The sequence below is a fragment of the Candidatus Omnitrophota bacterium genome (assembly GCA_003598025.1).
Classification (GTDB): domain Bacteria; phylum Omnitrophota; class Gorgyraeia; order Gygaellales; family Profunditerraquicolaceae; genus Profunditerraquicola.
In genome coordinates, this window is record QZKH01000002.1 from 112,453 (window position 1) to 139,294 (window position 26,842).

The 26,842-nt window shown below is 41.2% G+C and carries 30 protein-coding genes; all 30 read left to right on the forward strand.

The window, feature by feature from the left end:
* Window positions 1-5: 5 nt before the first annotated feature.
* Window positions 6-1,382, forward strand: coding sequence for a hypothetical protein (locus tag C4533_00750; protein RJP29555.1), 1,377 nt, complete (start codon window positions 6-8; stop codon window positions 1,380-1,382).
* Window positions 1,383-1,422: 40 nt separating this feature from the next.
* On the forward strand, window positions 1,423-1,872 hold the full coding sequence (locus C4533_00755; protein ID RJP29556.1) for a hypothetical protein: 450 nt from the start codon (window positions 1,423-1,425) through the stop codon (window positions 1,870-1,872).
* 54 nt (window positions 1,873-1,926) lie between these two features.
* The gene (locus C4533_00760; GenBank protein ID RJP29557.1) at window positions 1,927-2,565 is read left to right on the forward strand and encodes an HAD family hydrolase; all 639 of its coding nucleotides are present in this window, start codon (window positions 1,927-1,929) and stop codon (window positions 2,563-2,565) included.
* 53 nt (window positions 2,566-2,618) lie between these two features.
* Window positions 2,619-3,356 carry a hypothetical protein gene (locus tag C4533_00765; GenBank protein ID RJP29558.1) on the forward strand — a complete coding sequence of 246 codons (738 nt, stop codon included), beginning with the start codon at window positions 2,619-2,621 and terminating at the stop codon, window positions 3,354-3,356.
* Window positions 3,357-3,499: 143 nt separating this feature from the next.
* Complete coding sequence (locus C4533_00770; GenBank protein RJP29839.1) at window positions 3,500-4,240, forward strand: ZIP family metal transporter; 741 nt, start codon at window positions 3,500-3,502, stop codon at window positions 4,238-4,240.
* Between the two features lie 96 nt (window positions 4,241-4,336).
* Entirely contained in the window at window positions 4,337-4,783 is a 447-nt protein-coding gene (locus C4533_00775) for a transcriptional repressor (GenBank protein ID RJP29559.1), read from the forward strand.
* A 58-nt stretch (window positions 4,784-4,841) separates the two neighbouring features.
* Window positions 4,842-5,564, forward strand: a complete 723-nt coding sequence (locus C4533_00780) for a hypothetical protein (GenBank protein RJP29560.1) — start codon at window positions 4,842-4,844, stop codon at window positions 5,562-5,564.
* A gap of 32 nt (window positions 5,565-5,596) precedes the next feature.
* Entirely contained in the window at window positions 5,597-6,094 is a 498-nt protein-coding gene (locus tag C4533_00785; protein ID RJP29561.1) for a GTP-binding protein, read from the forward strand.
* Window positions 6,075-7,532, forward strand: a complete 1,458-nt coding sequence (locus C4533_00790) for a ferrous iron transporter B (protein ID RJP29562.1) — start codon at window positions 6,075-6,077, stop codon at window positions 7,530-7,532. Before C4533_00785 ends, C4533_00790 begins: the two co-directional genes overlap by 20 nt.
* 18 nt (window positions 7,533-7,550) lie before the next feature.
* Complete coding sequence (locus C4533_00795) at window positions 7,551-8,189, forward strand: hypothetical protein (GenBank protein RJP29563.1); 639 nt, start codon at window positions 7,551-7,553, stop codon at window positions 8,187-8,189.
* Between the two features lie 23 nt (window positions 8,190-8,212).
* Window positions 8,213-9,217 carry a hypothetical protein gene (locus C4533_00800; protein RJP29564.1) on the forward strand — a complete coding sequence of 335 codons (1,005 nt, stop codon included), beginning with the start codon at window positions 8,213-8,215 and terminating at the stop codon, window positions 9,215-9,217.
* 16 nt (window positions 9,218-9,233) lie between these two features.
* Complete coding sequence (gene amrS / locus C4533_00805; GenBank protein RJP29565.1) at window positions 9,234-10,250, forward strand: AmmeMemoRadiSam system radical SAM enzyme; 1,017 nt, start codon at window positions 9,234-9,236, stop codon at window positions 10,248-10,250.
* 4 nt (window positions 10,251-10,254) lie between these two features.
* Window positions 10,255-10,815, forward strand: a complete 561-nt coding sequence (locus C4533_00810) for an NUDIX hydrolase (GenBank protein RJP29566.1) — start codon at window positions 10,255-10,257, stop codon at window positions 10,813-10,815.
* A gap of 70 nt (window positions 10,816-10,885) precedes the next feature.
* Window positions 10,886-11,245: a co-chaperone GroES gene (locus tag C4533_00815; protein ID RJP29567.1), complete on the forward strand. Its 360-nt coding sequence runs from the start codon at window positions 10,886-10,888 to the stop codon at window positions 11,243-11,245.
* A 30-nt stretch (window positions 11,246-11,275) separates the two neighbouring features.
* On the forward strand, window positions 11,276-12,547 hold the full coding sequence (locus tag C4533_00820) for a TRAP transporter large permease subunit (GenBank protein RJP29568.1): 1,272 nt from the start codon (window positions 11,276-11,278) through the stop codon (window positions 12,545-12,547).
* Between the two features lie 61 nt (window positions 12,548-12,608).
* Window positions 12,609-12,893: a transcriptional regulator gene (locus tag C4533_00825; GenBank protein RJP29569.1), complete on the forward strand. Its 285-nt coding sequence runs from the start codon at window positions 12,609-12,611 to the stop codon at window positions 12,891-12,893.
* Window positions 12,894-12,897: 4 nt separating this feature from the next.
* On the forward strand, window positions 12,898-14,157 hold the full coding sequence (locus C4533_00830; GenBank protein ID RJP29570.1) for a TolC family protein: 1,260 nt from the start codon (window positions 12,898-12,900) through the stop codon (window positions 14,155-14,157).
* Between the two features lies 1 nt (window position 14,158).
* Complete coding sequence (locus C4533_00835) at window positions 14,159-15,343, forward strand: HlyD family efflux transporter periplasmic adaptor subunit (GenBank protein RJP29571.1); 1,185 nt, start codon at window positions 14,159-14,161, stop codon at window positions 15,341-15,343.
* 10 nt (window positions 15,344-15,353) lie between these two features.
* Window positions 15,354-18,620 carry an efflux RND transporter permease subunit gene (locus tag C4533_00840; protein RJP29572.1) on the forward strand — a complete coding sequence of 1,089 codons (3,267 nt, stop codon included), beginning with the start codon at window positions 15,354-15,356 and terminating at the stop codon, window positions 18,618-18,620.
* 84 nt (window positions 18,621-18,704) lie between these two features.
* The gene (locus C4533_00845; GenBank protein RJP29840.1) at window positions 18,705-19,004 is read left to right on the forward strand and encodes a YHS domain-containing protein; all 300 of its coding nucleotides are present in this window, start codon (window positions 18,705-18,707) and stop codon (window positions 19,002-19,004) included.
* A 12-nt stretch (window positions 19,005-19,016) separates the two neighbouring features.
* Entirely contained in the window at window positions 19,017-19,736 is a 720-nt protein-coding gene (locus C4533_00850; GenBank protein ID RJP29573.1) for a DUF1573 domain-containing protein, read from the forward strand.
* A gap of 285 nt (window positions 19,737-20,021) precedes the next feature.
* The gene (locus C4533_00855; GenBank protein RJP29574.1) at window positions 20,022-20,417 is read left to right on the forward strand and encodes an Rrf2 family transcriptional regulator; all 396 of its coding nucleotides are present in this window, start codon (window positions 20,022-20,024) and stop codon (window positions 20,415-20,417) included.
* A 27-nt stretch (window positions 20,418-20,444) separates the two neighbouring features.
* Window positions 20,445-22,112, forward strand: coding sequence for a hydroxylamine reductase (locus tag C4533_00860; GenBank protein ID RJP29841.1), 1,668 nt, complete (start codon window positions 20,445-20,447; stop codon window positions 22,110-22,112).
* A 15-nt stretch (window positions 22,113-22,127) separates the two neighbouring features.
* Window positions 22,128-22,964 (forward strand): 4Fe-4S dicluster domain-containing protein, encoded by an 837-nt coding sequence (locus C4533_00865; GenBank protein RJP29575.1) that lies wholly within the window; start codon window positions 22,128-22,130, stop codon window positions 22,962-22,964.
* On the forward strand, window positions 22,961-23,704 hold the full coding sequence (locus tag C4533_00870) for an HD domain-containing protein (GenBank protein ID RJP29576.1): 744 nt from the start codon (window positions 22,961-22,963) through the stop codon (window positions 23,702-23,704). The genes C4533_00865 and C4533_00870 overlap by 4 nt, the downstream gene beginning before the upstream one ends.
* Window positions 23,701-23,922, forward strand: a complete 222-nt coding sequence (locus tag C4533_00875; protein ID RJP29577.1) for a NifU family protein — start codon at window positions 23,701-23,703, stop codon at window positions 23,920-23,922. Before C4533_00870 ends, C4533_00875 begins: the two co-directional genes overlap by 4 nt.
* 172 nt (window positions 23,923-24,094) lie before the next feature.
* Window positions 24,095-25,282 carry an MBL fold metallo-hydrolase gene (locus C4533_00880; GenBank protein RJP29578.1) on the forward strand — a complete coding sequence of 396 codons (1,188 nt, stop codon included), beginning with the start codon at window positions 24,095-24,097 and terminating at the stop codon, window positions 25,280-25,282.
* Between the two features lie 4 nt (window positions 25,283-25,286).
* Window positions 25,287-26,183, forward strand: a complete 897-nt coding sequence (locus C4533_00885) for a cation transporter (protein RJP29579.1) — start codon at window positions 25,287-25,289, stop codon at window positions 26,181-26,183.
* Window positions 26,176-26,334, forward strand: coding sequence for a rubredoxin (locus tag C4533_00890; protein RJP29580.1), 159 nt, complete (start codon window positions 26,176-26,178; stop codon window positions 26,332-26,334). Before C4533_00885 ends, C4533_00890 begins: the two co-directional genes overlap by 8 nt.
* Window positions 26,335-26,343: 9 nt before the next feature.
* Window positions 26,344-26,841 (forward strand): hypothetical protein, encoded by a 498-nt coding sequence (locus C4533_00895; protein ID RJP29581.1) that lies wholly within the window; start codon window positions 26,344-26,346, stop codon window positions 26,839-26,841.
* Window position 26,842: the final 1 nt, after the last annotated feature.

Genomic DNA, 26,842 nt, shown 5'->3' on the forward strand with positions numbered 1-26,842 from the left:
AGAAAATGTTCAAAAAACTATTAACACTAATTTTTATTTCAACCAGTTTGGGTTTTATATCTTCAAGGCTAGGTTTGAATTACCATCAGGCCTTGTCCATAGGCATATTCTCAGCATCTATCCTTGGGACCTTGTTATTCTGGGATTTCCGCCTGGCTTTTGCATTTTGGGGCGTGTCAATATTAATGCTGACTAAGACCATTGACCTAGAGAATATGATTAAATTCTCTTCATTGGAAGTAATACTCTTTTTAGTAGGTATGATGGTGTTAGTAGGCCTCTTAAAAGATTCAGGATTCTTTGCCTGGATAGTGCAGCTTATATTGCGTGTCAGGAATATGACTGCGCAGCGGTTTGTAATCATGATCACGCTTATTTCCGCGATACTTTCTGCTATGACATCAGAGGTTGTATCCATAATATTCATGGTTGCCGCTATTCTTGAAATCTGCGATTATTTTGAAGTTGACCCTGTGCCATTTGTTATCATATCGGTTTTAGCTACCAATATCGGAAGCGCTTCTACTGTCTTGGGTAATCCCATAGGTATATTGATCGCCTCAAAAGCAGGTCTTACATTCGAAGATTTTATAATCAAGGCCTTTCCTCTTGCGATGGTGTGCTTATTTTTCACAATATTTTTGGTCTTATTTTGGTATAGGGACTCGATTAAAAGACTCAATAAGCACATAAAGGAGATGGGTGCTAATGAAATCCTTATAAGGCTTATTTCTGTCCCACCGGAAAAAGATTTAAAGACAGGGTTGATTATTTTCGGGGTAACTCTGTTTTTCATTGCCATGCACCACAGGATTGAGTTGCTCTTCAGCCTGGAACATAATACCGTACTTTTAATGATGCCGTTGCTTTCGAGCGGCGGGGTAATGATGTGGAAATACAATAAAGCCAGGGATTTTATAGAGAAGGATGTTGAGTGGTGGACACTTCTGTTTTTTATGATGCTCTTTGCTCAGGCAGGGACACTTAAGTATACCGGAGCCACGGATATTATAGCAGGCAAGCTTGCCCATATCGCCGGGCAGAATCATTTGTCTCTCATTGGTATAGTCTTATGGGTTTCAGCGATAGGCTCAAGCATCCTGGATAATGTCGTCTTAGTCGCAGCTTTCATACCTGTAATACAGAGTTTTCAGGAGATAAACTTACAGCCTTTATGGTGGGCGTTACTGTTCGGAGGGTGCCTGGGAGGCAATATTACAATCGTTGGCTCTACAGCCAATATAGTTGCTTTAGGCATCCTTGAGAAAGAACAGAATATTAGAATGTCTTTCTTGAAGTGGTTCTGGATCGGTCTTTCCGTTGGGTTGATTACGGTAGGGATAGTCTGGGTAGCTTTAATATTTTTACCGTTTTATAATTAAAGTTTATGGATAAATTAACCATCAACAGGAGGATGAAACTGTGAGAAAGGGAATTTTCTTAATTCTAATAGCTTTCTTATTTAGTGTCGCCTGCGCAAACCTGGTTTTGTCAGAGGAGCTTGCTCCGGAAAAGGCTGTAGAAGAGGTTTCTGCGCCTCAAATAGATTTTCTCTGGGGGCATGTAGTAAGTATAAATACTGAAAACGGTACGATTTTGATCGGATATAATGATATCGAAACAAACCAGGATAAGCAGGCAAATATAAGTGTTACCAAAGATACAGTTTTAGAAAATGTAACCGAGTTAAAGGAGATAGCCCCGGGTGATTCAGCAAGTATCGATTATACTCTTTCTCCTTCGCAAGACATGATTGCAAAGAGCATATGGATAGAGAAGCCCCAGCAGAATGAGAGCGAGATATCTCCGGGTGACCTGCAGAATAAAGATGAAGCGGTTGCCATCGAACCTTCGGAAGTTCCAGCAGATTAACCCTGTTTTTTAACATTTAATCAGGCAGGATTATATCATCCTGCCTTTTTTAACATGGCCGAAAATAAACTTTTTATATTTGATTTGGACGGAACATTGATAGACGCATATCCGGCGATAATAGATAGCTTTAATTTTACTATGGCAAAACTATGCTTACCATGCGTTTCACCGTCTATTATCCGAAAGAGCGTAGGAAGAGGCGACGAGAATCTCCTGCTTCCTTTCACAGGCAGGTTATTATTGAAAAAGGCTTTGTCAGTATACAGGAAGCATCATTCAAAAGCCCTGCTTAGCGGATCGAGATTGTTTCCTCAAACCAGAGAAGTGTTGCGGGGACTAAAAGAAAAAGGTTATCTGCTTGCAGTTGCAAGCAACAGGCCGACAAGATTTTCAGGGATACTCATAAAACACCTAAGAATAGACAGGTATTTTGATTACGTGCTTTGCGCAGACAAGCTTAAAAGAGGTAAGCCGGACCCGCTTATCCTGAATAAAATAATGAAGCGTTTGCATGTTAAGCCTTCAAATTCTTTCTATGTAGGTGACATGGTAATAGATGCGCAGGCAGGCAGGCGCGCGGGTGTTAAGTCTATAATCGTAACAACCGGCTCCAGCAGCAGGGCTGAGATTAAAAGAGAAAGGCCGTATAAAATTATTCGGCATATCGGCAGCCTTTTAAAGCTGGCGTAATATGTTTCTCTTGACATGGGGCGCTTTTAATATATAGTAAAAATGGTGATGATGTGAGGACAAAACTGATTTTATCGTTATTACTGGTCTTTGGTATTGTGGGATGCGCTAAACTCAATCCCTTTATCAAAGATAAATCCAAAAGGAATGCTTCGCTATCTCTACCTGATTATTCCGGCCTTAAGGCGAGTATGACAGTTGCCGATTTTGAGGTAAAGAATCAAAATACTGCTGCCGAGGTTGCTGCAAGCCTGCATCGGATGCTCGTAGAATCTCTGAGTAAAACGAACAGGTACGTTATTATTGATCCAAAAGTGCTTTCAGCAGTTAATGCCGCAAATGAGCAAACTGGCGCCTTGGCACCATCCGAGGGCACGCAAAAAAAGGAAGAGGCTGAGAAGCCGCCGGTGCCTGACTTGATAGTATCTGTAAATATAGTTGAATTTCAACCCCAGGCATCCGGGGGTGCTTCAGGCGTAGGCGGAGGCGGAGGAGTAGGTAGCGGTACGCTTGGAGCTCTTTTAGGGGCAGCCTTAAACAGGGCGCACATGATACTTGATGTAAGGGTAATTGAAAGGGAAACTTCAAAGATTTTAGCCAGCACTAAGATCCAAGCCCAAGCATCAGATACAAGTGGTCCGATCATGGAGAACCTGCTTGGTGCAACGACACTCGGTAATGGTTTAGGCGCATTTGCCAACACGCCCATGGAAAAAGTGATTAGGATCTGTCTTAGTGAAACAGTAAGATATATTTATGACACGGTTCCATTAAAATATTACAAACAATAAACTGATATGGGAAAACGTAAACGAAGAGGAAAACTTAACTGGCGCTCCAAGAGGGCCAATAAAGGCAAAAGACCCTGTTTGGGTTCGTAGTCTTTATTTTATAGCCGGATTTATCGTATTAAAATTCAGGCTGGTTTTATATGATGGTTTTAACCTTAAGCCTTATTAGCACAGTCATTGTCAGCCTAATATCTCTCATAGGGATTTTCACCTTATTTATAAATGAAAGGCTTTTAGGAAAAATCCTTTTTGGGCTGATTGGTTTTTCTGCCGGCTCGCTAATAGGCGGCGCCTTTCTGCATATCTTACCTGAAGTTTTAGAGCATACTCAAGCCAACAGAACATTCTCCTATGTCATCGCAGGCATGGTTATTTTCTTTATTATGGAAAAGTATTTTTACTGGCGGCATTGTCATGAAGGCAAGTGTGATGTCCACGCCTTTACTTATTTAAACATTATTGGTGATGGTGTGCATAATTTTATTGATGGTATGCTGATAACCGCCAGTTTCTCCGTATCCGCAGGTTTAGGATTAGTCACGACTACGGCTGTTATTCTTCATGAGATACCGCAGGAGCTGGGCGACTTTGGGGTATTGGTTTATGGAGGCTTTAGCAGAAAGAAGGCATTATTTTTTAATTTTATTTCTGCTCTTGCAGCGATAATAGGCGCTTTAGTTTCTTATTTTATTATTGGGGCCGTGGAAGGTTTCTCCAATTTTCTCCTGCCGCTTACGGCAGGAGGTTTTATTTATATAGCTTCTTCGGATCTAATCCCCGAAATCCACAAGGAAGGCAATTTTAGGCGTAGTATTCTAGCCTTTGGTTCTTTTATACTCGGTCTTGCAGTTATGGCACTGGCCCGTGTCTTTATCCCAGGATAACAATACCTGAGCACCCCCCCCATAATATTTCTAAAAAAATTCTTGACAAAATACAGTTATATGTTATTATTGAAAATGTATTTCAATAATATCTAGATGAAAAAAGAAGTAGAGATTTTCAATAATTATATAAACCGTCGTAGATTCAGGCATACTCCGCAAAGGATAAAGATATTGGATGTGTTCCTGGAAACCGAGGGACATGTTTCATTCCAGGAGCTGTATAGGCTGGTTAAGAAGAAGCATCCTGAAATCGGCCTTACCACAGTTTATAGAAGCATGAAGCTTTTTTCAGAATGTGGGCTCTGCAGCGAAATCGATTTTGGCGATGGCGTCTTAAGGTTTGAGCATAAGTATAATCATAAACACCATGACCACCTTATCTGTACAAAATGCGGCCAGCTTATAGAAGTGGTAAGCCCAAGGCTTGAAAAGATGCAGGAAGCAATGGCGAAAAAGCATGGTTTTGTTTCATTGAGTCATAAGCTTGAAATATTCGGGATATGTAGCTCTTGTTATGGTCTGAGGTCACCTGCCAGGTAAATTTTTTTTGTAATATAGTTGAAAATGATTATCAATAACATATAAACAAGGAGGAGAGATGAAAAAAACATACTTGTTACTTTTAACAGTAATTTTAAATACTGTTATATTTTCTGTTTCTGCTTATGCCGACAACAGAAGCTATGTGTGGACATACGAATACATGACTATGCCTAAGGGGCTTTGGGAGGCAGAGGTTTATGCAACAACCGAGATCAAGGATATAAACCGGTCGAATATTAACACTGTTAAACATTGGCTTGAGCTTGAATACGGCCTAACCGACAGGCTTGATCTGGCAGTATACCAGATGTGGAAGACAGGCAATAAAATCTCGGAGAATGATACCGAGTATGACGGGTTTAAGGTCAGGGCTAGGTACCGATTCGGTGAAAAAGGAAAATTTTTGCTGGACCCGTTAGTATATTTGGAGTATATACGTAACGATGATCTGCATAAACCCAATGTGGGGGAAGCCAAGCTTATCTTGGCACGCGATATCGGAAGAGTCAATATAAGCTACAACCAGATACTCAAAGCAAACCTTGAATCTGAGGGCCTGGCTGAATGGGAGTATGCAGCAGGAGGTAGCTATAAAATAAGCGAAACCTTTCGCTTTGGGCTTGAATCCAAGGGCAGTTATACAAAGGATAAAATTGCTGTCGGGCCAGTGGTTTCTTTCAGATTTGGGAAGAACTGGATGGCTTTAGGGTCTGCGTTTGGATTGAATGAGAGGACCGATGATCTGCAGGTTAGGTTGATTGTAGGAATCCCGTTTTAATAGTAAACTATATAGTATTAGGAAAGGAATTTATGCGTAAGATTGCCATATTCGGCTCTCCAAATGTCGGTAAATCCGTAATGTTTAGTAACCTTACGGGCAGTTATGCCATAGTTTCTAATTATCCCGGGACAACCGTTGAGGTTTCCCGTGGTAAAGCAAGGATAGGAGATGAAGAATTTGAAGTCATAGATACTCCGGGAGCGTATTCTTTACTTCCGGTTACAGAAGAAGAGAGAGTGGCGCGCTCGATATTGATAAACGAAAGGCCTTCTATCGTGCTGCATATGCTAGATGCCAAGAATCTAGAGCGTATGCTGCCTTTGACTTTACAGCTTTTAGAGGCGGGTATGCCAGTTATTTTAATATTAAATATAACCGATGAAGCAGAGGACGCAGGCATAAATATAGATGCAAACCGTCTGGAAAGAGATCTAAGCATACCGGTTTTAGCTACTGTTTCCACTACCGGCAAAGGACTGGATATTTTAAAGGGGAGAATAGAAGAATATGTTAAGAAACTTTTATAGAAAGATAGGTTATGATGATCCTCTGGAGTTGAGTTTATCCAGGCTGGAATCACTTTTATTATCGGACTATACCCTTTCTAAGCGCAGCATTTCTTTGCTTCTTCTGCAGGAAGATACGGAGATATTAGGCTTGGTCAAAGAAAGAGAGAAAGAGAGATTTTCAGAAATAACCACTATTATAGAAGAAACAAAAGCACATTATTCTCAGCCGCTTCTGCTTATCATTAGCCAGCGCCGCCAGGAAGAGGCAAGCCGTATAGCTAGAAGCGCCATCAGTCTTAAGGAAAAGCACAGACGCAGCATCAAGGGATATTTAAGTAAAATCATGATGAATCCTTTGACCGGAGGCCCTATACTTTTGGCAGTGCTTTATTACGGACTGTATAAATTTGTTGGAACTTTCGGTGCTGGCGTCTTGGTAGATTTTCTGGAGGAAAAGGTATTCGGAAATTTTATCAACCCGTTTATGATTAATATAATCACCCGCTATATACATTTTGAGCTACTACAGGATCTTCTTGTGGGGGAATATGGCATCATAACTCTTGGGGTCCGTTATGCCGTGGCAATCATATTACCGATTGTGGCGACATTTTTCTTTGCTTTTGCTATTGTCGAAGATACAGGTTATCTCCCGAGGCTGGCTATGTTAGTAGACAGGATGTTTAAGCGTATAGGCCTTTCCGGCAGGGCGGTGATACCTCTGGTATTAGGTTTCGGTTGTGATACGATGGCAACCATGGTAACACGGACGTTACCTACTAAACGTGAGCGGATTATCGCAACACTTTTGTTGGCTCTTGCTATTCCTTGTTCTGCACAGATGGGGGTAATCTTAGGGCTTCTTGGAGATAAACCGATTGGTTTGATTGTTTGGCTAGGGGTAATAATAGCGGTATTTATGTTTATAGGATATTTGGCGGCGAAAATAATGCCGGGAGAGATGCCTACATTTTATATGGAGATTCCGCCTCTTAGGCTTCCTAAGTTATCCAATATCCTGCGTAAAACATGGTTTCGTCTTAGATGGTATTTTCTTGAGATATTGCCTATATTCTTGATTGCCAGTTTCATTATCTGGTTGGGGCAGATTACCGGGGTATTTAATTTCCTAGTGAAGCTTCTTGGTTTTCCTGTACGCTGGATAGGCCTCCCTAATGAGGCTGCAGTTGCTTTTTTATTTGGATTCTTCCGCCGTGATTACGGGGCGGCAGGCCTCTATGATTTAAAAAAAGCAGGCCTTTTATCGGGTAATCAATTAGTAATAGCATGCGTTACACTTACCTTATTTTTACCATGTATCGCTCAATTGATGATAAATGTTAAGGAGCGCGGTATACGCATGGGGATAGCCATGTCTATATTCATTCTATTTTTTTCTTTTGGCACCGGATACATTCTAAATATACTCTTGACTCTGTTTAGCCTGCACTTATAATTAAAACAAGGAGATTTTATGTTATCGCAATCGGCGGAAGAAATTTTAGAGGCATTGGCGGTTCAGCAAGAACAGGGCAAAAAACCGCTGGATCTGGGAGCGTCTCGCGATGACCCTGCGATCGAAGAATTAGTGCGATTAGGGTTTGTGCGTAAGGACGGCACCCATATACATCTGTTAGAAAAAGGGGAATCTGCAGCCCAGGGTGCTTTACGCAGGCATCGTTTGGCAGAACGCCTTTTGGTTGATGTCTTTGATGTGAAAAAAAAGATAATAGATGAGGTAAGTTGCAAGTTTGAACATATCCTTCATGCCGGGCTTGAAGATAACGTCTGTACTATTTTAGGCCATCCCAGGGTCTGTCCGCACGGCAAGCCTATTCCTCCAGGAAAATGCTGCGGGAAGAAATATAATACTAAATTCCTGAGATTTGTTGCTCGCCTATCTGAATTGGAGGTGCATGATAAGGGAAATATCGCCTATCTTCAGAGTAAGAATGCCTCGCAAATGCAGAAACTCATCAGTATAGGCGCGCTTCCCGGAATATCAGTAACCTTAATACAAAAGTTTCCTTCCTATGTTTTTCAATTAGGCCAGAGCCAGTTTGCCATAGACAAGGAGCTGGCATCCGCAATTTATGTTCGCTTGACTAAGTAAGAGATAGCCTTATAATAAAATCCATGAAAGCAATAGGACTTATTTCCGGAGGGCTGGATAGTATATTGGCTGCAAGGATAATGAAGGATTCTGGTATTGAACTGATAGCTTTACATACCAGCAGCCCATTCTGTCTTTGCAACAAGAGAGGTTCTTCGGGATGTGTGCATAGTGCCCAGAAGGCAGCCGATGACCTTGGCATCAGGCTTATTAACATAAATGTTTCAAGAGAAATAATTGATATTGTAAAAAAGCCTAAATACGGCTACGGCTCTAATATGAATCCCTGTATTGATTGCCGTATCCTGCTTTTTAAGAAAGCAAAAGAAGCTATGAGCAGGGAGAATGCCTCTTTTGTGATTACAGGTGAAGTCCTGGGCCAGAGGCCAATGTCGCAAAAAAGAGATATTATGAAGTTAATAGACAGAGAGTCGGGCCTGGAGGGGTTAGTATTAAGACCATTATCAGCCAGGGTTATGGAGCCGACACTTGCTGAAGAGAAAGGCTGGATTGATAGAAACAAACTCTTGGCGATAAGCGGCAGGGGCAGGAAAGAGCAGATATCGTTAGCCCGCTCATTTGGAGTATATGATTATCCTTGCCCCAGCGGAGGATGCCTGCTTACAGACCCTCAGTTCAGCAGACGCTTAAAGGATCTGATTAAATACGGGAATATTGGTTTAAATGAGGTAAACTTGCTTAAGGTCGGCAGGCATTTCAGGATAAATGACAAGTTAAAGCTTGTTGTGGGGCGCAATGAAAAAGAAAACCAACAGTTGCTGAATTTAGCAAGCAGCCCGGATATGCTATTTTTACCACCCGATGATATTGCCGGCCCTATCTCCTTAGCCCGCGGGCAGATAGACAATGAATCCAGAGATTTCTGTTGCCGTATCGTATCCAGGTATTATGACAACCATGATAGCGGTCCTGTTAAGGTGGTATATAAATATTTTGGAGATTCCCAGGGCAAAGAATGCATAATTTCTCCTGCAGTTGATAAGGAAATTCAGGATATGAAGGTATAACTTTTATCCAGAAAAGATGAAAGAAGCTTATTTGTATGAAGTTATAAGTGGCGGGTATCTGCATTGTTATCTTTGTTCACATAATTGTAAAATTAAAGAAGGGAATTCCGGATTTTGCGGCGTCAGGAAGAATATCGCCGGCAAGCTTTATTCTTTAAATTACGGAAATCCGATAGCCATGCAGGTTGACCCGGTTGAAAAGAAGCCGCTTTATCATTTCCTCCCCGGTACAGACACCTTTTCTATAGCGACAATAGGATGTAATTTCCGCTGTGGATTTTGCCAAAATTGGCAGATCTCACAGGCCCGGCTCGATGATAAAGCCGCAGCCGAGGGTAAGAAATTAATCCTGCCGGAGGCAATTGTAAATTCCGCAATAAGAACCCGCTGCCCCAGTATATCTTATACTTATACTGAACCGACAATATTCTTTGAATATGCATATGATATAGCAAAGATTGCCAAGGAAAATAAGCTCTGTAATATTTTTGTAACGAATGGCTTCATGTCGAAAGATGCAATATTGATGATTAAGCCGTATCTTGATGCTGCTAATGTGGATTTAAAATTCTTTGATGATGAGATTTATAAAAAAGACTGTTCCGGAAGGCTCAACCCGGTACTGGATAGCATAAGGCTTATGAAGGAGCTGGATATATGGGTCGAGATAACAACCCTGATAATACCGGGCGAAAATGATTCGGAGGTTCAATTGAGCGGCATCGCCGGATTTATCTCCGGTATAGATAAAGGTATCCCCTGGCATATATCAAGGTTTTTCCCTAATTATGAGTTCGGTGACAGGCTGCCCACAGAAGAATCTGTTTTAAATAAGGCCAAGGAGATCGGCCTTGATGCCGGACTTAAATACATTTATTTAGGAAATCTGCAAACAGGGGATAATAATACTTATTGCCCGGGATGCAAAAAACTATTGGTAGAAAGAACAGGATTTTCTATGCTTTCAAACCGGATAAAAGTTGATAGGTGCCCCCATTGTAATTCAACTATTCCTGGAAAGTTTGTCCCTTAATAATATGAAAGTCAGCAAAAATAAACTCAGTTACACCCGGTCCGGAAAACCAGTAGTTTTATCCGGCAAGGCTTTGTTTAAAGGTAAGCTATTAAATTTACATAAAGCCAGCGTTAATCTGCCGACAGGATATGCGGCCGAGCTTGAGATTATAAAACATCCTGGCGCAGCCCTGGTCGTGCCGGTGTTGCCGGGAAATAAGATTGTAATGCTCAGGCAGTTCAGGCCTGTAATCGGTAAATATATCTATGAATTACCGGCAGGAACATTAGAGAAAGGCGAGAATCCTTTGTCTTGTGCCAGGCGTGAAATAGAAGAGGAAACCGGATATCACGCGGATAAATTCAAACGGCTGGGCACTATATTTCCTGTCCCCGGGTATTCTACAGAAAAGATTGAGATATTTAAAGCAACCGGGCTTAAGAAAAGAAGATTCTCGCCTGAAAGAGATGAAGTAATCTCTGTTTTTGTGGTTACTAAATTACAGATCAGAGAATTATTAAGGAAAGGCAAACTTGTCGATGCAAAAACTATTTGCGCGTTTTGTTTGTGCGGATGGATTTAAGTCCTGCGCTTTTTTATTGCAAAGACAAGCAAACCTGGTATATATTAATTGTAACTAACCGAAGAAAAGCATGAAAAAAGAGTTGATCGTAGTAGGCGACAGGGTTTTAATATTGCCCGATGATAACCAGGATAAGACCGAGACAGGCTTGTATCTTCCTCAAGGTGTGAGAGAAAAGGAAAAAGTCCAAAGCGGCATTGTTGTCAAAACCGGTCCCGGATACCCTATGCCTGAACCCGGGGCTGTTGATATTGAGCCCTGGCAATCTCCTAAGGTGGATAACAGGTATTTTCCACTACAAGCCAAAGAAGGAGACTACTGTATTTTTTTAAGGAGTGCCGGGATAGAGGTTGAGTATGAAGGCAAAAAGCATATAATCGTTGCTCACTCGGCAATACTGGTTTTACTTAGAAATAACGAAGTATTATAGAGATTTTTTATGCGTTTAGAGGAATAAAAAATGGATCCAAGATTAATTTCAATAACGGTTTTCATTCTAGCGTATCTATTTTTCGTATTATTACCTAACAAAAGGTCGTTGACTGCGGCTGTAGGGGCTTCTTTGCTTATTTTAACCGGAGTAATCCCTTTAAATAAGGTAATTACTTCAATAAACTGGAATGTCATGGGTATCTTTGTCGGCATGCTTTTTGTAGCAGACATATTCATGAAAAGCAGGGTACCGGCTTTTATCGCAGAGGTTTTTGTGAATAATTCCAAGAACACGGCCTGGGCTATATTGTTTATATGTGCGCTGGCTGGTTTTATTTCCGCATTCGTAGAGAACGTTGCTACGGTCCTGATAATTGCTCCGATTGCGCTATCTTTAGCGAGAAAATTAAAAATAAGCCCTGTAAACATGATGATTGCTATAGCTGTCTCTAGCAACCTGCAGGGCACAGCTACACTTATAGGAGATCCTCCCAGTATGTTGCTGGCCGGTTTTGCGAAGATGAACTTTATGGACTTCATAATCTATAAAGGCAAGCCAGGTATATTTTTTGCTGTAGAATTAGGAGGCATACTCTCTTTTATAGTACTGTATATGTTCTTCAGAAAACATAAGGAGAGAGTGAAGTTAGTTTCTGTAGAAAAAATAAATTCCTGGATCCCTACAATTATGCTGGTAATTTTAATAATGGCTCTTGCAATATCTTCTTTCTGGGATACCGGGTTTTCTTATCTTGCCGGTATAATCTGTATGATATTCGGCATTCTTTCTCTTATCTGGGATAAGTTTGTTAACAAAGCCGCTCTATTTCAATCAATAAAAAGCGTGGATTGGGATACTACAATTTTTTTAATAGGGATTTTTATTATAATCGGCAGCCTTACATTGACCGGCTGGATCGATACCATATCAACATCATTGTCTTCAATAGTAGGGGATAGGCTTTTCTTTGGGTATACCATTATAGTAGTTTTTTCCGTTATAATCTCCGGTTTTGTCGATAATGTTCCTTTTCTGGCTACAATGCTGCCTGTAGCTATATCTATGTCCAGTAAACTTAACATAGACCCGTCATTATTTCTCTTCGGCCTGCTTATAGGCGCTAGCTTAGGCGGAAACATTACCCCGATCGGGGCATCCGCTAATATCGTAGCATGCGGGCTTCTTAAGAAGGAAGGTTATAAAGTGACCTTCGGGGATTTCATGAAAATAGGCCTGCCTTTTACTATAGCTGCGGTTTTCGCCGGGTACCTATTCATCTGGTTTGTTTGGGGGAAGTAAAGATTTTTCTTGACATAGGGTAGGGGGGTATGGTATATTTGTACAAGGAAGGAGGTACCCTATGAAACAGATCACCACTCATGAAGAACAACTCGCCTTTTTAAGGAAGATCGAAGGCCAGATACGCGGTATACAGAAGATGATCCAGGATAAGAGGTACTGCGTAGATATAATCACTCAAATCCATTCTATCATTGGCGCGCTATACAGGGTGGAGGATGAAATATTAAGAAAACACCTTGATGGCTGCGTTGTCAGCGCTCTTAAAGGCAAATCAGATTCAGACAAACAAAAGAAAATAGAAGAGATCATGTCATTGATAACTAAATTCAGGCGGAGCCCCTGATATTATGTTGAAGAAGTTATTGATTATAATATTGCTTAGCATATTTATTCTTAACCATCCGGTTTTTGCACAGGGGATATTGTCCCTGGGGCCGCTTATCGAAGAAGCAAGGGAGAATAACCCTGGTATTCTGGCTGCCAAAAAGCGCTGGGAGGCTGCTTTGGCCCGGGTGCCTCAGGCAAAGTCTTTACAGGACCCGACTATTGGTATAGCTTTTGAGAAGATTCCGCGCGGAACGTTGAAGTTGAACAAAGTCATGGCAGATGACAGGATGCTTTCACTGCAGCAATTCTTCCCTTTTTTCGGTAAATTAACTTTGAAAGGCAAGATTGCCATGGTTGAATCTCAGATGTTTGCTGCCGAATATAAGAATAAGGAATTAGAAATCATAAACCTTCTCAAAAATGCATATTACGATCTATTCATGAAGCAAAAAGAAATAGAATTAAGCCGCCAGAGCCTCAGGTTATTGCAAAATATCGCCAATGTCGCCGAGGCAGGTTATACGGTTGGAGGCATCCCTCAAGAAGAGGTGTATAAAATAAATTCTGAAATAGCCCGTCTTAGTACCAATATTAAAAATTTAGACCAGGAAAAATCTGCCAAACAGACATTAATTAATTCCCTTTTAAATAGAGACCCTGAAATGCCATTAGGAGACCCTGATTTAAAAGAAGATGTCTTATTTGATAAGGATGTCAGGGCTTTATACCAGGCTACTCTTCTTAACCAGCCAGAGCTGGTTATCTTTTCTTATTCTATAGAGAAAAACAAATATTCTAAATCATTAGCCAAAAGAAGTTTTTTCCCTGATTTTATGGCAAGTATTGTCCAGCGGGGGATCACTTCCGGGATGCTCGGGCCGTGGGATTTGATGCTGGCTTTTAATGTGCCACTATGGTTTTGGACGAAACAGCGTTATGAGATTAAGGAGGCCATTGCCAATTTAGAAGAGGCAGAAGCCGCATATAAGGCAATGCAGAATAAGGCATTCAGCGAAGTAAAAGACCTGGCTGCGAAGATAGAGGTCTCCAAGAACAAAATCACATTGAATAAAACAAGCTTGATCCCGATGCTGGAAGCCTCCATTGAATCTTCGCTGGCGGCTTTTAATTCAGGCAAAGGTGATTTTATGATGCTTTTGGATAGCCAGAGAATGCTTATTGAAACAAAAATGGACTATTATAGAGCGCTGGTTGAATATAATATGAATCTAGCGGACTTAGAAAGAACTGTAGGCATTCAGCTACAAGAGGAGAAATAAAATGAATAGAAAGATGCTAGTTATTATTTTATCGTTGATTTTTGTTACTGCATACCAGATAGGTTCCCCGGCTTATTCTTTTGCCCAGCACCAAGGCCATACCGACGGAACTTCTTCTAAAAAAGGCAAGGGTCAGGAACCAGCGCCTATGAAAATATATCGCTGCCCGATGCATCCTCAAGTTGTATCTGATAAGCCTGGTAAATGCCCTATCTGCGGTATGGTTTTATCTGAGGTTATTGAAAGCGATACAAAAGCCGTAGAAACATCCGGAGAAGGCCCGGTCATTAAAATAAAGGAAAGCCAGGCTGAGCTTATTGGTGTTGTGACAGAACCTATTGTATCGGTTGGTTTGATGCGCATGATACCTGCGGTTGCCAAAATCGCTTTTGACCCGGAACTCTATCAGGCCCAGGCAGAATTTATACAGGCCAATAAGACTAAAGATGCCGTAAGCCTGAGTAGCTCTTCCGAAATCAGAGATAGGCTAGAAGCCCTGGTGCTTGCCGCTACTTCCAAGCTTAAGCTCATGGGTTTATCAGATTCGCAAATTGAAGAACTAAGAAATGAAGAAGAGCCCGATAGTGTTCTTTTGATGTCAAAAGGCCAGAGCTCTTATACTTGGGCATACTTGACTATTTATGAGCATGATTTAGGTTCAGTAAAACAAGGGGATCATGTTGTATTGAAAGCAATTGCTTATCCGGCAGAAGAGTTTAATGGCAAGATAGTCGCAATTGATCCTGTCTTAGATACGAATACGCGAAGCGTTCGTGCCCGTGTGCAGGTGGATAATCCGGAAGCAAAACTGAAACCCAATATGTATGCCGATGCTTTTATCCATGTTGACTTAGGCCAGAGGCTTGCTGTTCCAAGGGAAGCGGTATTGGATACAGGCGTAAGAAAAATTGTGTATGTTGAATTAGGCAAAGGGCAATTCAGGCCTCAAGAGGTACAGACAGAGTCAGAAGCAATTGCATTAATTGACGGTAAAGAACGTAAATTTTATCCGGTGTTGTCCGGGCTTAATGAGAATGATATTGTGGTGACAACCGGAAATTTCTTGATTGACTCGCAAAGCCAGCTTACCGGAGGAATGTCTGCCTTGTGGGGAGCATCAACAGAGATAAAGCAGGATCAGGTTGAGGGTGTTGCAGGAGAGGTAAAAACGCAACATCGCCATTGAAAGGCAAGATATGATAAATAAAATAATAAATTATTGTTTAAAGACCCCGTTTGTGGTTTTTGTTGCCTATTCGGCAGTGTTTTTTTGGGGTTTATGGGCAATTACTAATATACCGGTTGATGCGATACCGGATATCGGCGAGAAACAGGTAATAATATATACCGAATGGCCCGGCCGTTCTGCAAAAGATGTAGAAGATCAGGTTACGTATCCGCTTTCCGTATCCCTACGCGGTATCCCCGGAGTAAAGACCATACGCGCATCAAGCGCTTTTGGCTTTTCTGAAGTATACCTTATTTTTAATGACAATATAGATTACTATTGGGCCCGCTCCCGAGTTTTAGAGAAATTAAATCTTGCCTCCAGCCGCCTGCCAATGGGCGTTATGCCTGTTTTAGGTCCTGATGCCACAGGTTTGGGGCAGATTTTCTGGTATACCGTTGAGGGTAAAGGCTACGGTATTGACCAGTTGAGGAGCATTCAGGATTGGTTTATCCGCTATCAGCTTAATTCAGTTCAGGGTGTATCTGAAGTTGCTTCTATCGGAGGGTTCGTTAAGCAGTACCAGATCGATATCGACCCTAACAAGATGCTGGCTTACAACATTCATTTAGGCCAGATAATGGAAGCGGTTAAAAAATCGAATATAGATGTAGGAGCTAAGGTCGTTGAAAATAATGCTATGGAATATATTATCCGCGGTTTAGGGTTTATAAAATCCCTGGAGGACATCGAGAACATTGCGGTAGGCGAAATAAATGGCGTGCCTATTTATATCAAGAATATTGCCAATGTTCAGCTTGGGCCTGAATTCCGAAGAGGAGCGCTGGATAAAGATGGCCAAGAGGCAGTCGGTGGCGTGGTCATTATGCGTTACGGGGAAAACGCAATGCAGGTTATCCATCGTGTAAAAGAAGCCATAAAGGAACTGCAGAAAGGTTTACCCGAAGGAGTAAAAATAGTTCCCTTTTACGACCGGACAGACCTGATCCATCGCACTATAGGGACTCTTCGCGAAGCCCTCATCTTGGAAATTATTATTACCATGGCAGTAGTCGTGCCGTTCCTGGCTCATATCTGGGCAGGCGTAATCATTAGCATTACTTTGCCGTTCTCGGTTTTGATAGCATTTATTGCGATGTACTATTTAAAAGTAGATTCTAATATTACATCTTTATCCGGTATTGCGATTGCGATAGGAACACTGGTAGATATGGGTATTGTTATGACCGAAAATATTTACCGGCGTTTAATCGAATATAGCGATGATATTAAGAAAGGGGTAAAGTCCAGGCTGGATGTAGTATTTAAGGCATCTTCAGAGGTAGGTTCTGCGGTTATCACGGCAATACTTACTACGGTAGTATCATTCCTTGCTGTATTTGCACTCGAAGCCCAGGAAGGAAAACTCTTTAAACCACTTGCATATACTAAGACTTTTACCCTTTTGGCCTCTGTTACAGTTGCACTTACCTTGACTCCGGTCCTTTGCATGTATCTTCTAAAAGGAAGATTGCGGGCCCCGGAGGAAAACATATTGGTGAAGATACTACAGAGGAACTATGAGAAAGTCTTGCGTTGGTGTTTGAATCACAGGGTTACTTTCTTACTCATACCGGCAGTTTTACTTATAACCAGCATACCTTTTATATTGCCAAAAGATATTACTTCTTTGGCTGTTTTCCTGCTTATTGTTGTAGCGTTACTGGTATTTATTCTGCCTAAGAAGACAAAATCAGTAATCGCCTCTGTTTTAGTCGTGGTTATAAGCCTGGGCTGGTTCTGGTTTTCACCTCGCATAGGGCGTGAGTTCATGCCTCCATTTGATGAGGGTTCGATCCTGTTCATGCCGGTAATGCATCCTTCAGTATCCTTGACCGAAGCAATCCGCGTAATCCAGATACAGGACAAGATAATAAAATCATTCCCGGAGGTAGAATTGGTAGTAGGCAAGGTCGGCCGGGCAGAATCTGCGACTGACCCTGCTCCGGTTGAAATGTTTGAGACCATAATTACTCTAAAGCCGAAAAAAGATTGGCGTAAGGGTATGACAAAGGAAAAACTTATCCGCCAGATGGATGCTGCCTTACAAATCCCCGGGGTATCGAATATCTGGACACAGCCTATTGTTAACCGTATTGATATGTTAGCTACGGGTATCAGGACCTCTGTAGGTGTAAAGGTTTTTGGGCCTGACCTCAAAAAAATTGAGGAGATTGCAACAGAGATAGAGAAAGTCCTCAGGGCTGTACCTGGAGCCGTAGATTTATATTCAGAAAAGATTGTAGGTAAGCCCTATATAGAGTTTAAAATCAAAAGAGAGCAATTAGCCCGTTATGGCATATCCATACGCGAAGTTCAGGATGTTATAGAGATGGCCATAGGCGGTGAAAATCTCACTACTACTGTTGAAGGTAGGGAGCGTTACCCTGTTCGCGTACGCTATGCCAGGGAGCTGAGAGATAATATAGATGCCTTAAGAAGGGTCCTGGTATCAACAAAAGATGGTGCTCAAATCCCGATCAGCCAGCTGGTTGATATATATTTTGTTACCGGTCCGGCAATGATTAATTCGGAGAACGGGCTTTTGCGCGCCTATGTCTTGATGAATGTCCGCGGCAAAGATATGGTTACATTTGTCGAAGATGCGTCTAAAATCGTATCTGAAAAAGTAAAATTGCCTGCAGGGTATTTTATTCAATGGTCAGGCCAATTTGAAAATCAAGTCCGGGCCAAGAAAAAGATAGCCGTGCTTTTACCGGTCAGCCTGTTAATAAACTTTATGCTGATTTATATGAATTTCCGTTCCATAATAAAGTCGGTATTTATTTTTACGGCTGTTCCTGTGACATTGGCCGGTGGGATATGGCTTTTGGCATTTTCAGGATTTAATTTTTCAGTTGCTGTATGGGTAGGTTTTATCGCACTATTCGGGATCGCTGTTGACGATGGAGTATTGATTACAACGTATCTTGACGACGTATTTGGAGAGAGGAAAGATAAGATAAAAAACAGGCAGGACGTTGTTGAGGCGACTGTCCATGCAGGTTTAGGTAGGATCAGGCCGGCGTTTCTCACAACTATGACTACTATTGTTGCGCTTCTACCGATTATGTTCTTAAAAGGAACAGGCGCGGAAGTTATGCAGCCCATGGCTATACCTTCCATAGGCGGGATGGTTTTTGAGATGGTTACCTGGTTTATAGTTCCGGTTTTATATTCATGGCGCGAAGAAAGAAAGATAGCGAAAGCAAAACCTTTACTATCTAAACCTTAAAAAGGAGGTAAGATGTATATGGCAAGGATTTATTTTCTAAGTTTAGCTGTAGTTTTTGCATCGGTTTCTTTGGTATTTGCACAAATGCACGAGCACGCAGATATGCATAAGAATATGATGGAGCAAGCAGAACAAAGTAAGGCCGAGAATGTGGGAAATAAGATTTGCCCTGTAAGCGGGGAGAAGATAATTGAAGAATTCAAAGCAACATATGAATACAAGGGTAAGATTTACAATTTTTGTTGCGCTTCTTGCGTTGAAGAATTCAAAAAAGACCCGGAAAAATATATTAAAAAGATAGAGGAAGAGGAAAAAGCAGCTCTCAAAGAAGAGAACAAAGTTACAAAGCCGGATTCAGACACCCATAAGGGACACCAACACTAAAAACACAGTTATATGGCTAAGAGAATCAGTTTGTTAAATAAATCCATACTTCTAAGCATTATTATGCTATTAGTTGTTACTGTCATTTCTTTTGCTAAAGATCAGTCTGGGCTTAAAAAGGAGATCTATTCAAAATTAAAGTGTTGTAATTGCGCTGTATCTTTTGAAAAGTGCACTTGCGCTGAGGCTAATGAAATAAAACCATATGCAGACAAGCTTATTGCGGATGGATTTAGGCCAGAAGAGATTTTTTATAGGTTAGCTAAACGTTTCTCGTTGAAGATAATTACTGACCCTCAAATAAAACAACAGGTTGAAAAAAGGCTGATTAAAGAAATGAAAGGTATGTCCCCCAAGATAGCTGTCGAAAATGGGACAGTTAATTTAGGGGCTATCAGTAAAAAGAAAAATAAACTTTATAAAAGCAGCTACAAGCTGGTCAATGAAGGCAATGCTGCTTTAAGAATCTCAAACATAAAGACATCATGTCCTTGCGTAAGTGTTGCGCTTAAATCAAGAGATTCAGTCACTCCCTATTTTGGAGTGGGGGGTTCAGCAGTAGACTTAGGTGTAACCATTGAGCCGGGAAGCTCTGCAGATTTGATGATAATATTTGATTTGACACATCCGAGCGTAAGCAGGGGCAAGCTCATAAGATATATTTTTATAAACAGTAACGACCCTTTAACTCCTCAGTTTGAATTGGAATTAACCGCAGATATAATCAAATAGTATATTTGTTAAAGCATAGCCTATTTAAAAACAAAATAGGACCGTAAAAAAGATAAATTTTTTTCTTGACAAATGATACCATTATGGTATCATTTAACGAGAAAGGAGGTAATATGGATATAACTATCAGGTATATGCTTCGGCCGGTAGCTCACTGCAAAGAAGGTTGTAGTATTTTGTCCTGGGTATGACGTTAAATCGCCCGGCTCGCATTTGCCTGCCGGATGACACTCGGGATCAATCTGAGTGCTGCCCATTTAACCCCTGATAAATAAAAAGGAAAATATGAAATTATTAACCAGAGATACGGATTATGCGGTAAGGGCGCTTTGTTTTATAGCAAGAATGGATAATAAAGTTGTTCCTGTTCCGGAATTAGTCAGGGAGCTTGATGTCCCCAGGCCATTTTTGAGGAAGATCCTGCAGATACTGCACAAAAAGGGTATTTTGTATTCTTTTAAAGGTAAAGGAGGCGGATTCTCTTTGGCAAAACCTCCAGATAAGATATTAATTACCGATTTAATAAAGATATTTCAGAATTCTCTTAAATTAAATGAGTGCATACTGAAAAAAAGAATATGCCCTAATAAGGGCGCCTGTTCTCTAAGGCGTAAGATCGATGGTATTGAAAAGATTGTTGCTAAGGAGCTAAGTTCTATAACTGTAAAGTCATTAATCTAGAAAAGGAGTTAAGAAATGAGTAATAAAATGTTTTGCTATCAATGTGAGGAGACTGTAAACGGCAAAGGATGCACAATCGAAGGCATCTGCGGGAAAACCCATGTAGTAGCTAATTTACAGGACCTTCTTATTTATCTTGCTAAAGGTATATCTGTATATGCAAATAAGGCAAGGGAATTAGGCGTAAACAATGCAGAGGTAGACTTATTTGTAATTGAATCGCTGTTTTCGACTGTCACAAACGTTAATTTTGACCAAGATAGAATGATTGAATTGATAAAAAAAGCGTTCTATTACAGGGATGATATAAAGAATATGTTTTTCGGGGCATATAAAGCTAAGAACGCAAACAAAGGCTTTGAAGGGAAGCTCCCGGATGCTTGTATCTGGCATTGGGATGGCAGCGTAGACAGCCTTTACACAAAGGCAATAAGCGTAAGTATATTATCTGAGGCCAATGAAGATATACGTTCATTAAGAGAATTATTAGTTTACGGGCTTAAAGGGATAGCTGCATATGCAGACCATGCATATATATTAGGTAAAGAAGATAACGATATACTGGCTTTTGTCGAAGAGGGGCTTGCTGCTACGCTTGATAATACCTTAGGGGCCCAGGAGCTAGTCGGCTTAGTTATGAAAGCCGGTGAATATGCAGTTAAAACAATGGCACTTTTAGATAACGCTAATACGTCTGCCTATGGTAATCCTGAAATAACCCAGGTATTTACCGGCACTAAAGAAGGCCCGGCGATACTTGTTAGCGGACATGATCTGTTGGATTTGGAAGAGATACTTAAACAGACGCAAGGAACCGGTATAAATGTTTATACTCATGGTGAGATGTTGCCTGCAAATGCATATCCGAAATTAAAGAAGTATAGCAATCTTGTAGGTAATTACGGTACTTCCTGGTATAACCAGCAAAAAGAATTCGAGGCATTTAACGGGGCTATAGTAATGACTACCAATTGCCTCCAGAGGCCAAAAGATTCTTACAGAGACAGGATGTTTACCACAGGCTTAGTCGCATGGCCGCAAGTCCAGCATATTAAGGACAGGGTAGGCAGCGCTCAAAAAGATTTTTCTGCTGTAATTGAGAAGGCGCTTGCCCTGGGTGGCCTTGAAGAAACCCCAGGTAAATATATTACAATCGGTTTTGCCCACGTATCTGCTATCAAAGTCGCAGCAAAGATAGTAGATGCTGTTAAATCAGGGAGTATAAAGAGATTTGTGGTAATGGCTGGTTGTGACGGAAGGCACAAGGAGAGGAATTATTTCAGTGAGGTAGCAAGGCAACTTCCGGAAGATGCGGTGATATTGACCGCAGGATGCGCCAAATACAGATATAATATGCTGGATCTCGGAGATATAGGGGGAATACCCAGAGTTATAGACGCCGGCCAGTGCAATGATTCCTATTCTCTGGTTGTGATCGCCCAGGAGCTGGCAAAGGTATTCAAAGTTAAAGATATAAATGAACTGCCGGTTTCGTTTGATATAGCATGGTATGAACAAAAGGCAGTATGCGTGCTTTTAGCTTTGTTATATCTTGGAGTAAAAAATATAAGGCTGGGACCGAACCTGCCAGCTTTCATTTCTCCTGCTGTTTTAAAGGTGCTGGTTGAGAAATTCGATATTAAGCCCATCAGTACTCCGGAAAAAGATATAGAAGCTATGCTGGCGGCTAAATAAAATACGGGGGAAACTATGCAGAAAAGGAAAATAATAAAAATTGATGAAAATAAATGTACTGGGTGCGGCCTGTGCATACCGAATTGCCCTGAGGGCGCTATACAGATAATTGATGGTAAGGCGCGCCTCATAAGCGATTTGTTTTGTGACGGTTTAGGCGCATGTATCGGCCATTGCCCCGAGGGAGCTATAACTATAGAGGAGAGGGAAGCCCAGGCCTACGACGAGGATAAAGTGATGGAAAATATCGTAAAGCAAGGCCCGAATGTAATAAAAGCCCACCTCCATCATTTAAAAGCTCATGGCGAGGTAAATTATTATAACCAGGCTTTGGCTTTCTTGAAGGAACACAACATCAATATCCCTGTAGATAAGAAATGCGGCCCCGCTGGCCACGGGCCATCTGGTTGTCCTGGCTCAAGGATGATGGATTTGCGCAAAAAGAAAAAAACAGAACACGATGTAAGCTCTGCGGCAAAGCAGGAGTCTGAACTTGGCCAGTGGCCGGTGCAGCTTATGCTTGTGCCCAGCTATGCGCCTTATTTGAATAATTGCGATCTTCTGATAGCTGCCGATTGCGTTCCTTTTGCTTATGCTGATTTTCATCGCGACCTTTTGAAAGGCAAAACTTTGCTCGTGGGCTGCCCCAAACTTGACGATGTTTCAATATATCAGAATAAACTGGAACAGGTTTTTGCCAATAACGATATAAAATCAGTTACTTATGCCCATATGGAAGTGCCTTGCTGTTTTGGTTTGGTTAATATAATACAATCGGCGATAGAGAAATCAGGTAAAGCAATACCTTTTAAAGAAGCTGTCATAAGTATAAGCGGAGAGAGGCTAAGATGATGCTTGGGTGTCCTGGTTCAGGGCCGTTCAAGCAGCCAAAGCCCGAAGACCTAAAGTGTTCCAGGTGTAATGCTGAAATTGAGATCTGGAGCGATGAAGCCAAGGCTAAATGCCCGTCTTGCGGAAATATTGTATTACGCAAATTTTCCGGAAACACATGCCTTGACTGGTGTAAAGAAGCCCGTTTCTGCGTCGGAGATAAAGTTTATAAAAATTATATTCAGGGCAAGGCAGCATCCTTAAAACAGGGGATAGTCGAAGAGATGGAGCGTTATTTCGGAGATGATACAAAGAGGATAAGGCACGCAAGGAATGTTATGGGATTTGCTGAAATGATCCTCAAGGAACATAAAGCAGATTGGCATATCGTTATACCCGCTAGCCTATTGCATGATATAGGGATTAAGCGGGCTCAGGAGAAATACGGCTCAACCTCGGGGCATTACCAGGAGATAGAAGGGCCTGCAATCGCAGAGGCCATACTTAATAAATTGGGGGTCAAAAAAAGCGATATTGATGAAATTTGCCAGATTATTGCACATCATCATTCCCCGGGCATAGTTAATACTGAGAATTTTAAAGTCTTATATGATGCTGATTGGCTGGTAAATTTAAAAGACGAGTATGATATTAAAGACAGGCAAAAACTGATCCGGATTATCGATAGGGTATTTCTGACGGAAACAGGCAAAAGGTTAGCCAACGATACTTACGTTAACTTAAAAAGGAGTAATCTATGAAAGAAAAAGTTTTAGATGTTTTGACAAAAATCCGGCCTATGCTTCAGGCTGACGGAGGGGATGTGGAGTTGGTTGAGGTTACGCCGGAAAATGTCGTTAAGGTCAGGCTTAAAGGTGCATGCGGAAGCTGTCCCATGAGCCAGATGACTTTAAAAATGGGGGTTGAGAGGCTGTTAAAAAAGGAAATCCCTGAGATTAAAGAAGTAGTGGCGGTATAGTAAATTTATCCCAGGCGGTTAGTTAGCCGTATTAAATAAATAGTGTTTTTAAATAACCTTCCATGAACCACGAACTATGAACTATGAACTATGAACTATGAACTAATATGCTATACCCTTTGACTATTATCAGCCCGCTGTTATAATGGGACAGGATAGGCGGAGGTGTAATATGAAGACAGAGATAGCAAAGAATATTTATTCGGTAGGGGTGCTTGATTGGAATATGCGTTCTTTTCACGGGCACACTTATTCAACAAGCAGGGGCACGACTTATAATTCTTATCTTATAATCGATGATAAAGTTACCCTTGTAGACGGGGTCTTAGGTTCATTTTCAGGGGAACTGATTAATAACATAAGCGAGATTGTTTCGCCTGAGAAAATAGACTACATTATTGTAAATCACCTTGAAGCTGACCATACGGGGGCATTACCCGAGGTGATTAAGATTTGTCCTAACGCAAGAATATTTTGCTCCCAGAAATGTAAAGAAGGATTATATAAGCATTATTATGAAAATTGGAATTTTAATGTCGTAAAAACCGGGGATATCCTTAAGCTGGGAGAAAAAACACTGTCTTTTATCGAGGCCCCCATGATCCATTGGCCGGATAGCATGTTTACATATTGCCGGCAGGACGCCCTGCTTATGCCTAACGATGCATTCGGACAGCACTATGCAACCAGCCAAAGATTTGATGATCAGGTTGACCAATGCGAACTTATGGATGAAGCTGTAAAATATTACTCAAATATTCTTTGGCCGTTGAGTGCAATAATCTCCAAGAAAATAGAGGAGATTGAGAAAATGGATATCCCGATTAAGACAATTGCTCCTAGCCACGGGATAGTATGGCGTAGGGACCCAGCCAAAATAATAAATGCTTATAAAAAATGGTCTAAAAATGAATCAGAGCCCAAGGTTGTAATCATCTATGAGACTATGTGGGGCTCAACTGAGAAAATGGCAAGGGCCATATCGCAGGGGCTTATGGATTCAGGTGTTAAGGTCAAGATTTTCGATGTTGCAGTCTCTGACAGGACGGAGATGACAAAAGAAATGATGGAGAGCCGGGGCTATTTGTTTGGTTCTTCCACGCATGATAATGATATGCTCCCGACAATGGCGGGATTCATGGAATTCGTAAAGGGCCTGAAGCCTAAGAACAGGCTGGTTTCAGTTTTTGGTTCTTATGGCTGGGCAGGAGGCGCGGTAAAAGAGATTGAAGGAGTTATAAAAGAGACAGGCCTGAATATAAACCAACCTTCTTTATCAATCCAATATGTACCTGATAACAAGGCTTTAAAAGACTGCTACAATTTTGGCGTAAATTTCAGCAAGCTGGTCAAGTTTTAAGATTATGAGTTTAGAACATACACATCATAACCGGATTGTAAAGATATCCCGCCTGAGGCTGGCGATAGCATTTACCGGACTGGGCATGGTCATTGAAATTATCGGTGGTTTCATGTCCAATAGCCTTGCCCTTATTTCCGATGCCGGGCATATGCTTACCCATATGTTTGCTTTGGGGATGAGTTATTTCGCTCTGCTTTTATCCGGCCGGCCGGCTACTAAAAAACGTACTTATGGCTATTACAGGGCAGAGGTCTTAGCTGCATTTATAAACGGCATAGTCTTGATCCTGATATCGTTTTATCTTATTTACGAAGCCATCCTAAGGTTTATTTCTCCCGAACCAATAAAAATATCTGAAATGCTTCTGGTCGCCGTTATAGGTCTGGCAATCAACGGGACCAGTACTTTCTTGTTGGCAAAAGTCAGCAATCATGATCTTAACATAAGAAGCGCCTTGCTCCATGAAATAGGGGATATGATTTCGAGTGTCGCGGTAGTAGCTGCGGGCATCATTATTTTTTACACCGGTAATTATATAGTCGATCCCATTCTTTCTTTATTTATATGTCTTTTAATCATAATCTGGGCGGTTAAGCTGCTTATCGATTCGGGCAATATTCTCTTAGAATCGGCTCCCAAGCATTTGGATATAGACGCGGTAATCGCTGCTTTAAAATCGGAGATAAAGGGAGTCTATGAAGTCCACCATGTACATGCCTGGACAATTTCATCTTCTATGTATGCCCTTACGGCTCATGTGGTTATTGAAGATTGTAGTATCAGCCAGGCCAATGAATTACTTAAGCATATTAATAATTTGGTGAAGGAAAAATTTCATATAAGCCATACAAATATTCAATTCGAATGTTTAATCAAAAAGGAGGCCCATCATGGATAGATATAAGTGTACGGTTTGCGGCTATATTTATGATCCGGCAAAAGGCGACCCTGATAACGGGCAACCTGCCGGGACAAAATTTCAGGACCTGCCTGATTCTTGGGTCTGCCCGGAATGCGGGGTAGGCAAAGATATGTTTGAGAAAATATAAGGGATAGATATGCATCTCCAGGAAAGAAATGGCAAGCTTATAATTACTGATTTTAGTGAACCTGAAGCCTACAAAATCGCCTTAAAGATAGAGCAGGATGGCAAAGATTTCTACAAAAAGTTATTAGAAAAAGGCTTCTCCGAAGATATAGATAGTTCTTTAAATTTTCTGGTCGGCGAAGAGGCCAAGCATTTAAAAATATTTGAAGAAGCCTTGTTTAGCTTCAGGCAGGGGCACGAAGATAATTCCGATGAGAATGACCTTCTGACCAGTGTTGATTACGGCATATTCCAGCCGTATGCAAGCATAAAAGAATTAAATCAGATTATAACTGAACCAAAAAAGGCATTTGAGCTCGGGCTTTTAATTGAAAATAATTCAATACGGTTTTATAATGCGGTAAAAGCCCATATTGGCTCTCCAGGTACAAAGGATACTTTAGCGTTAATTATAAAAGAAGAAGAAAGGCATAAAGAGCTTTTGGAAAAAATGATAAACAAGATGTAGA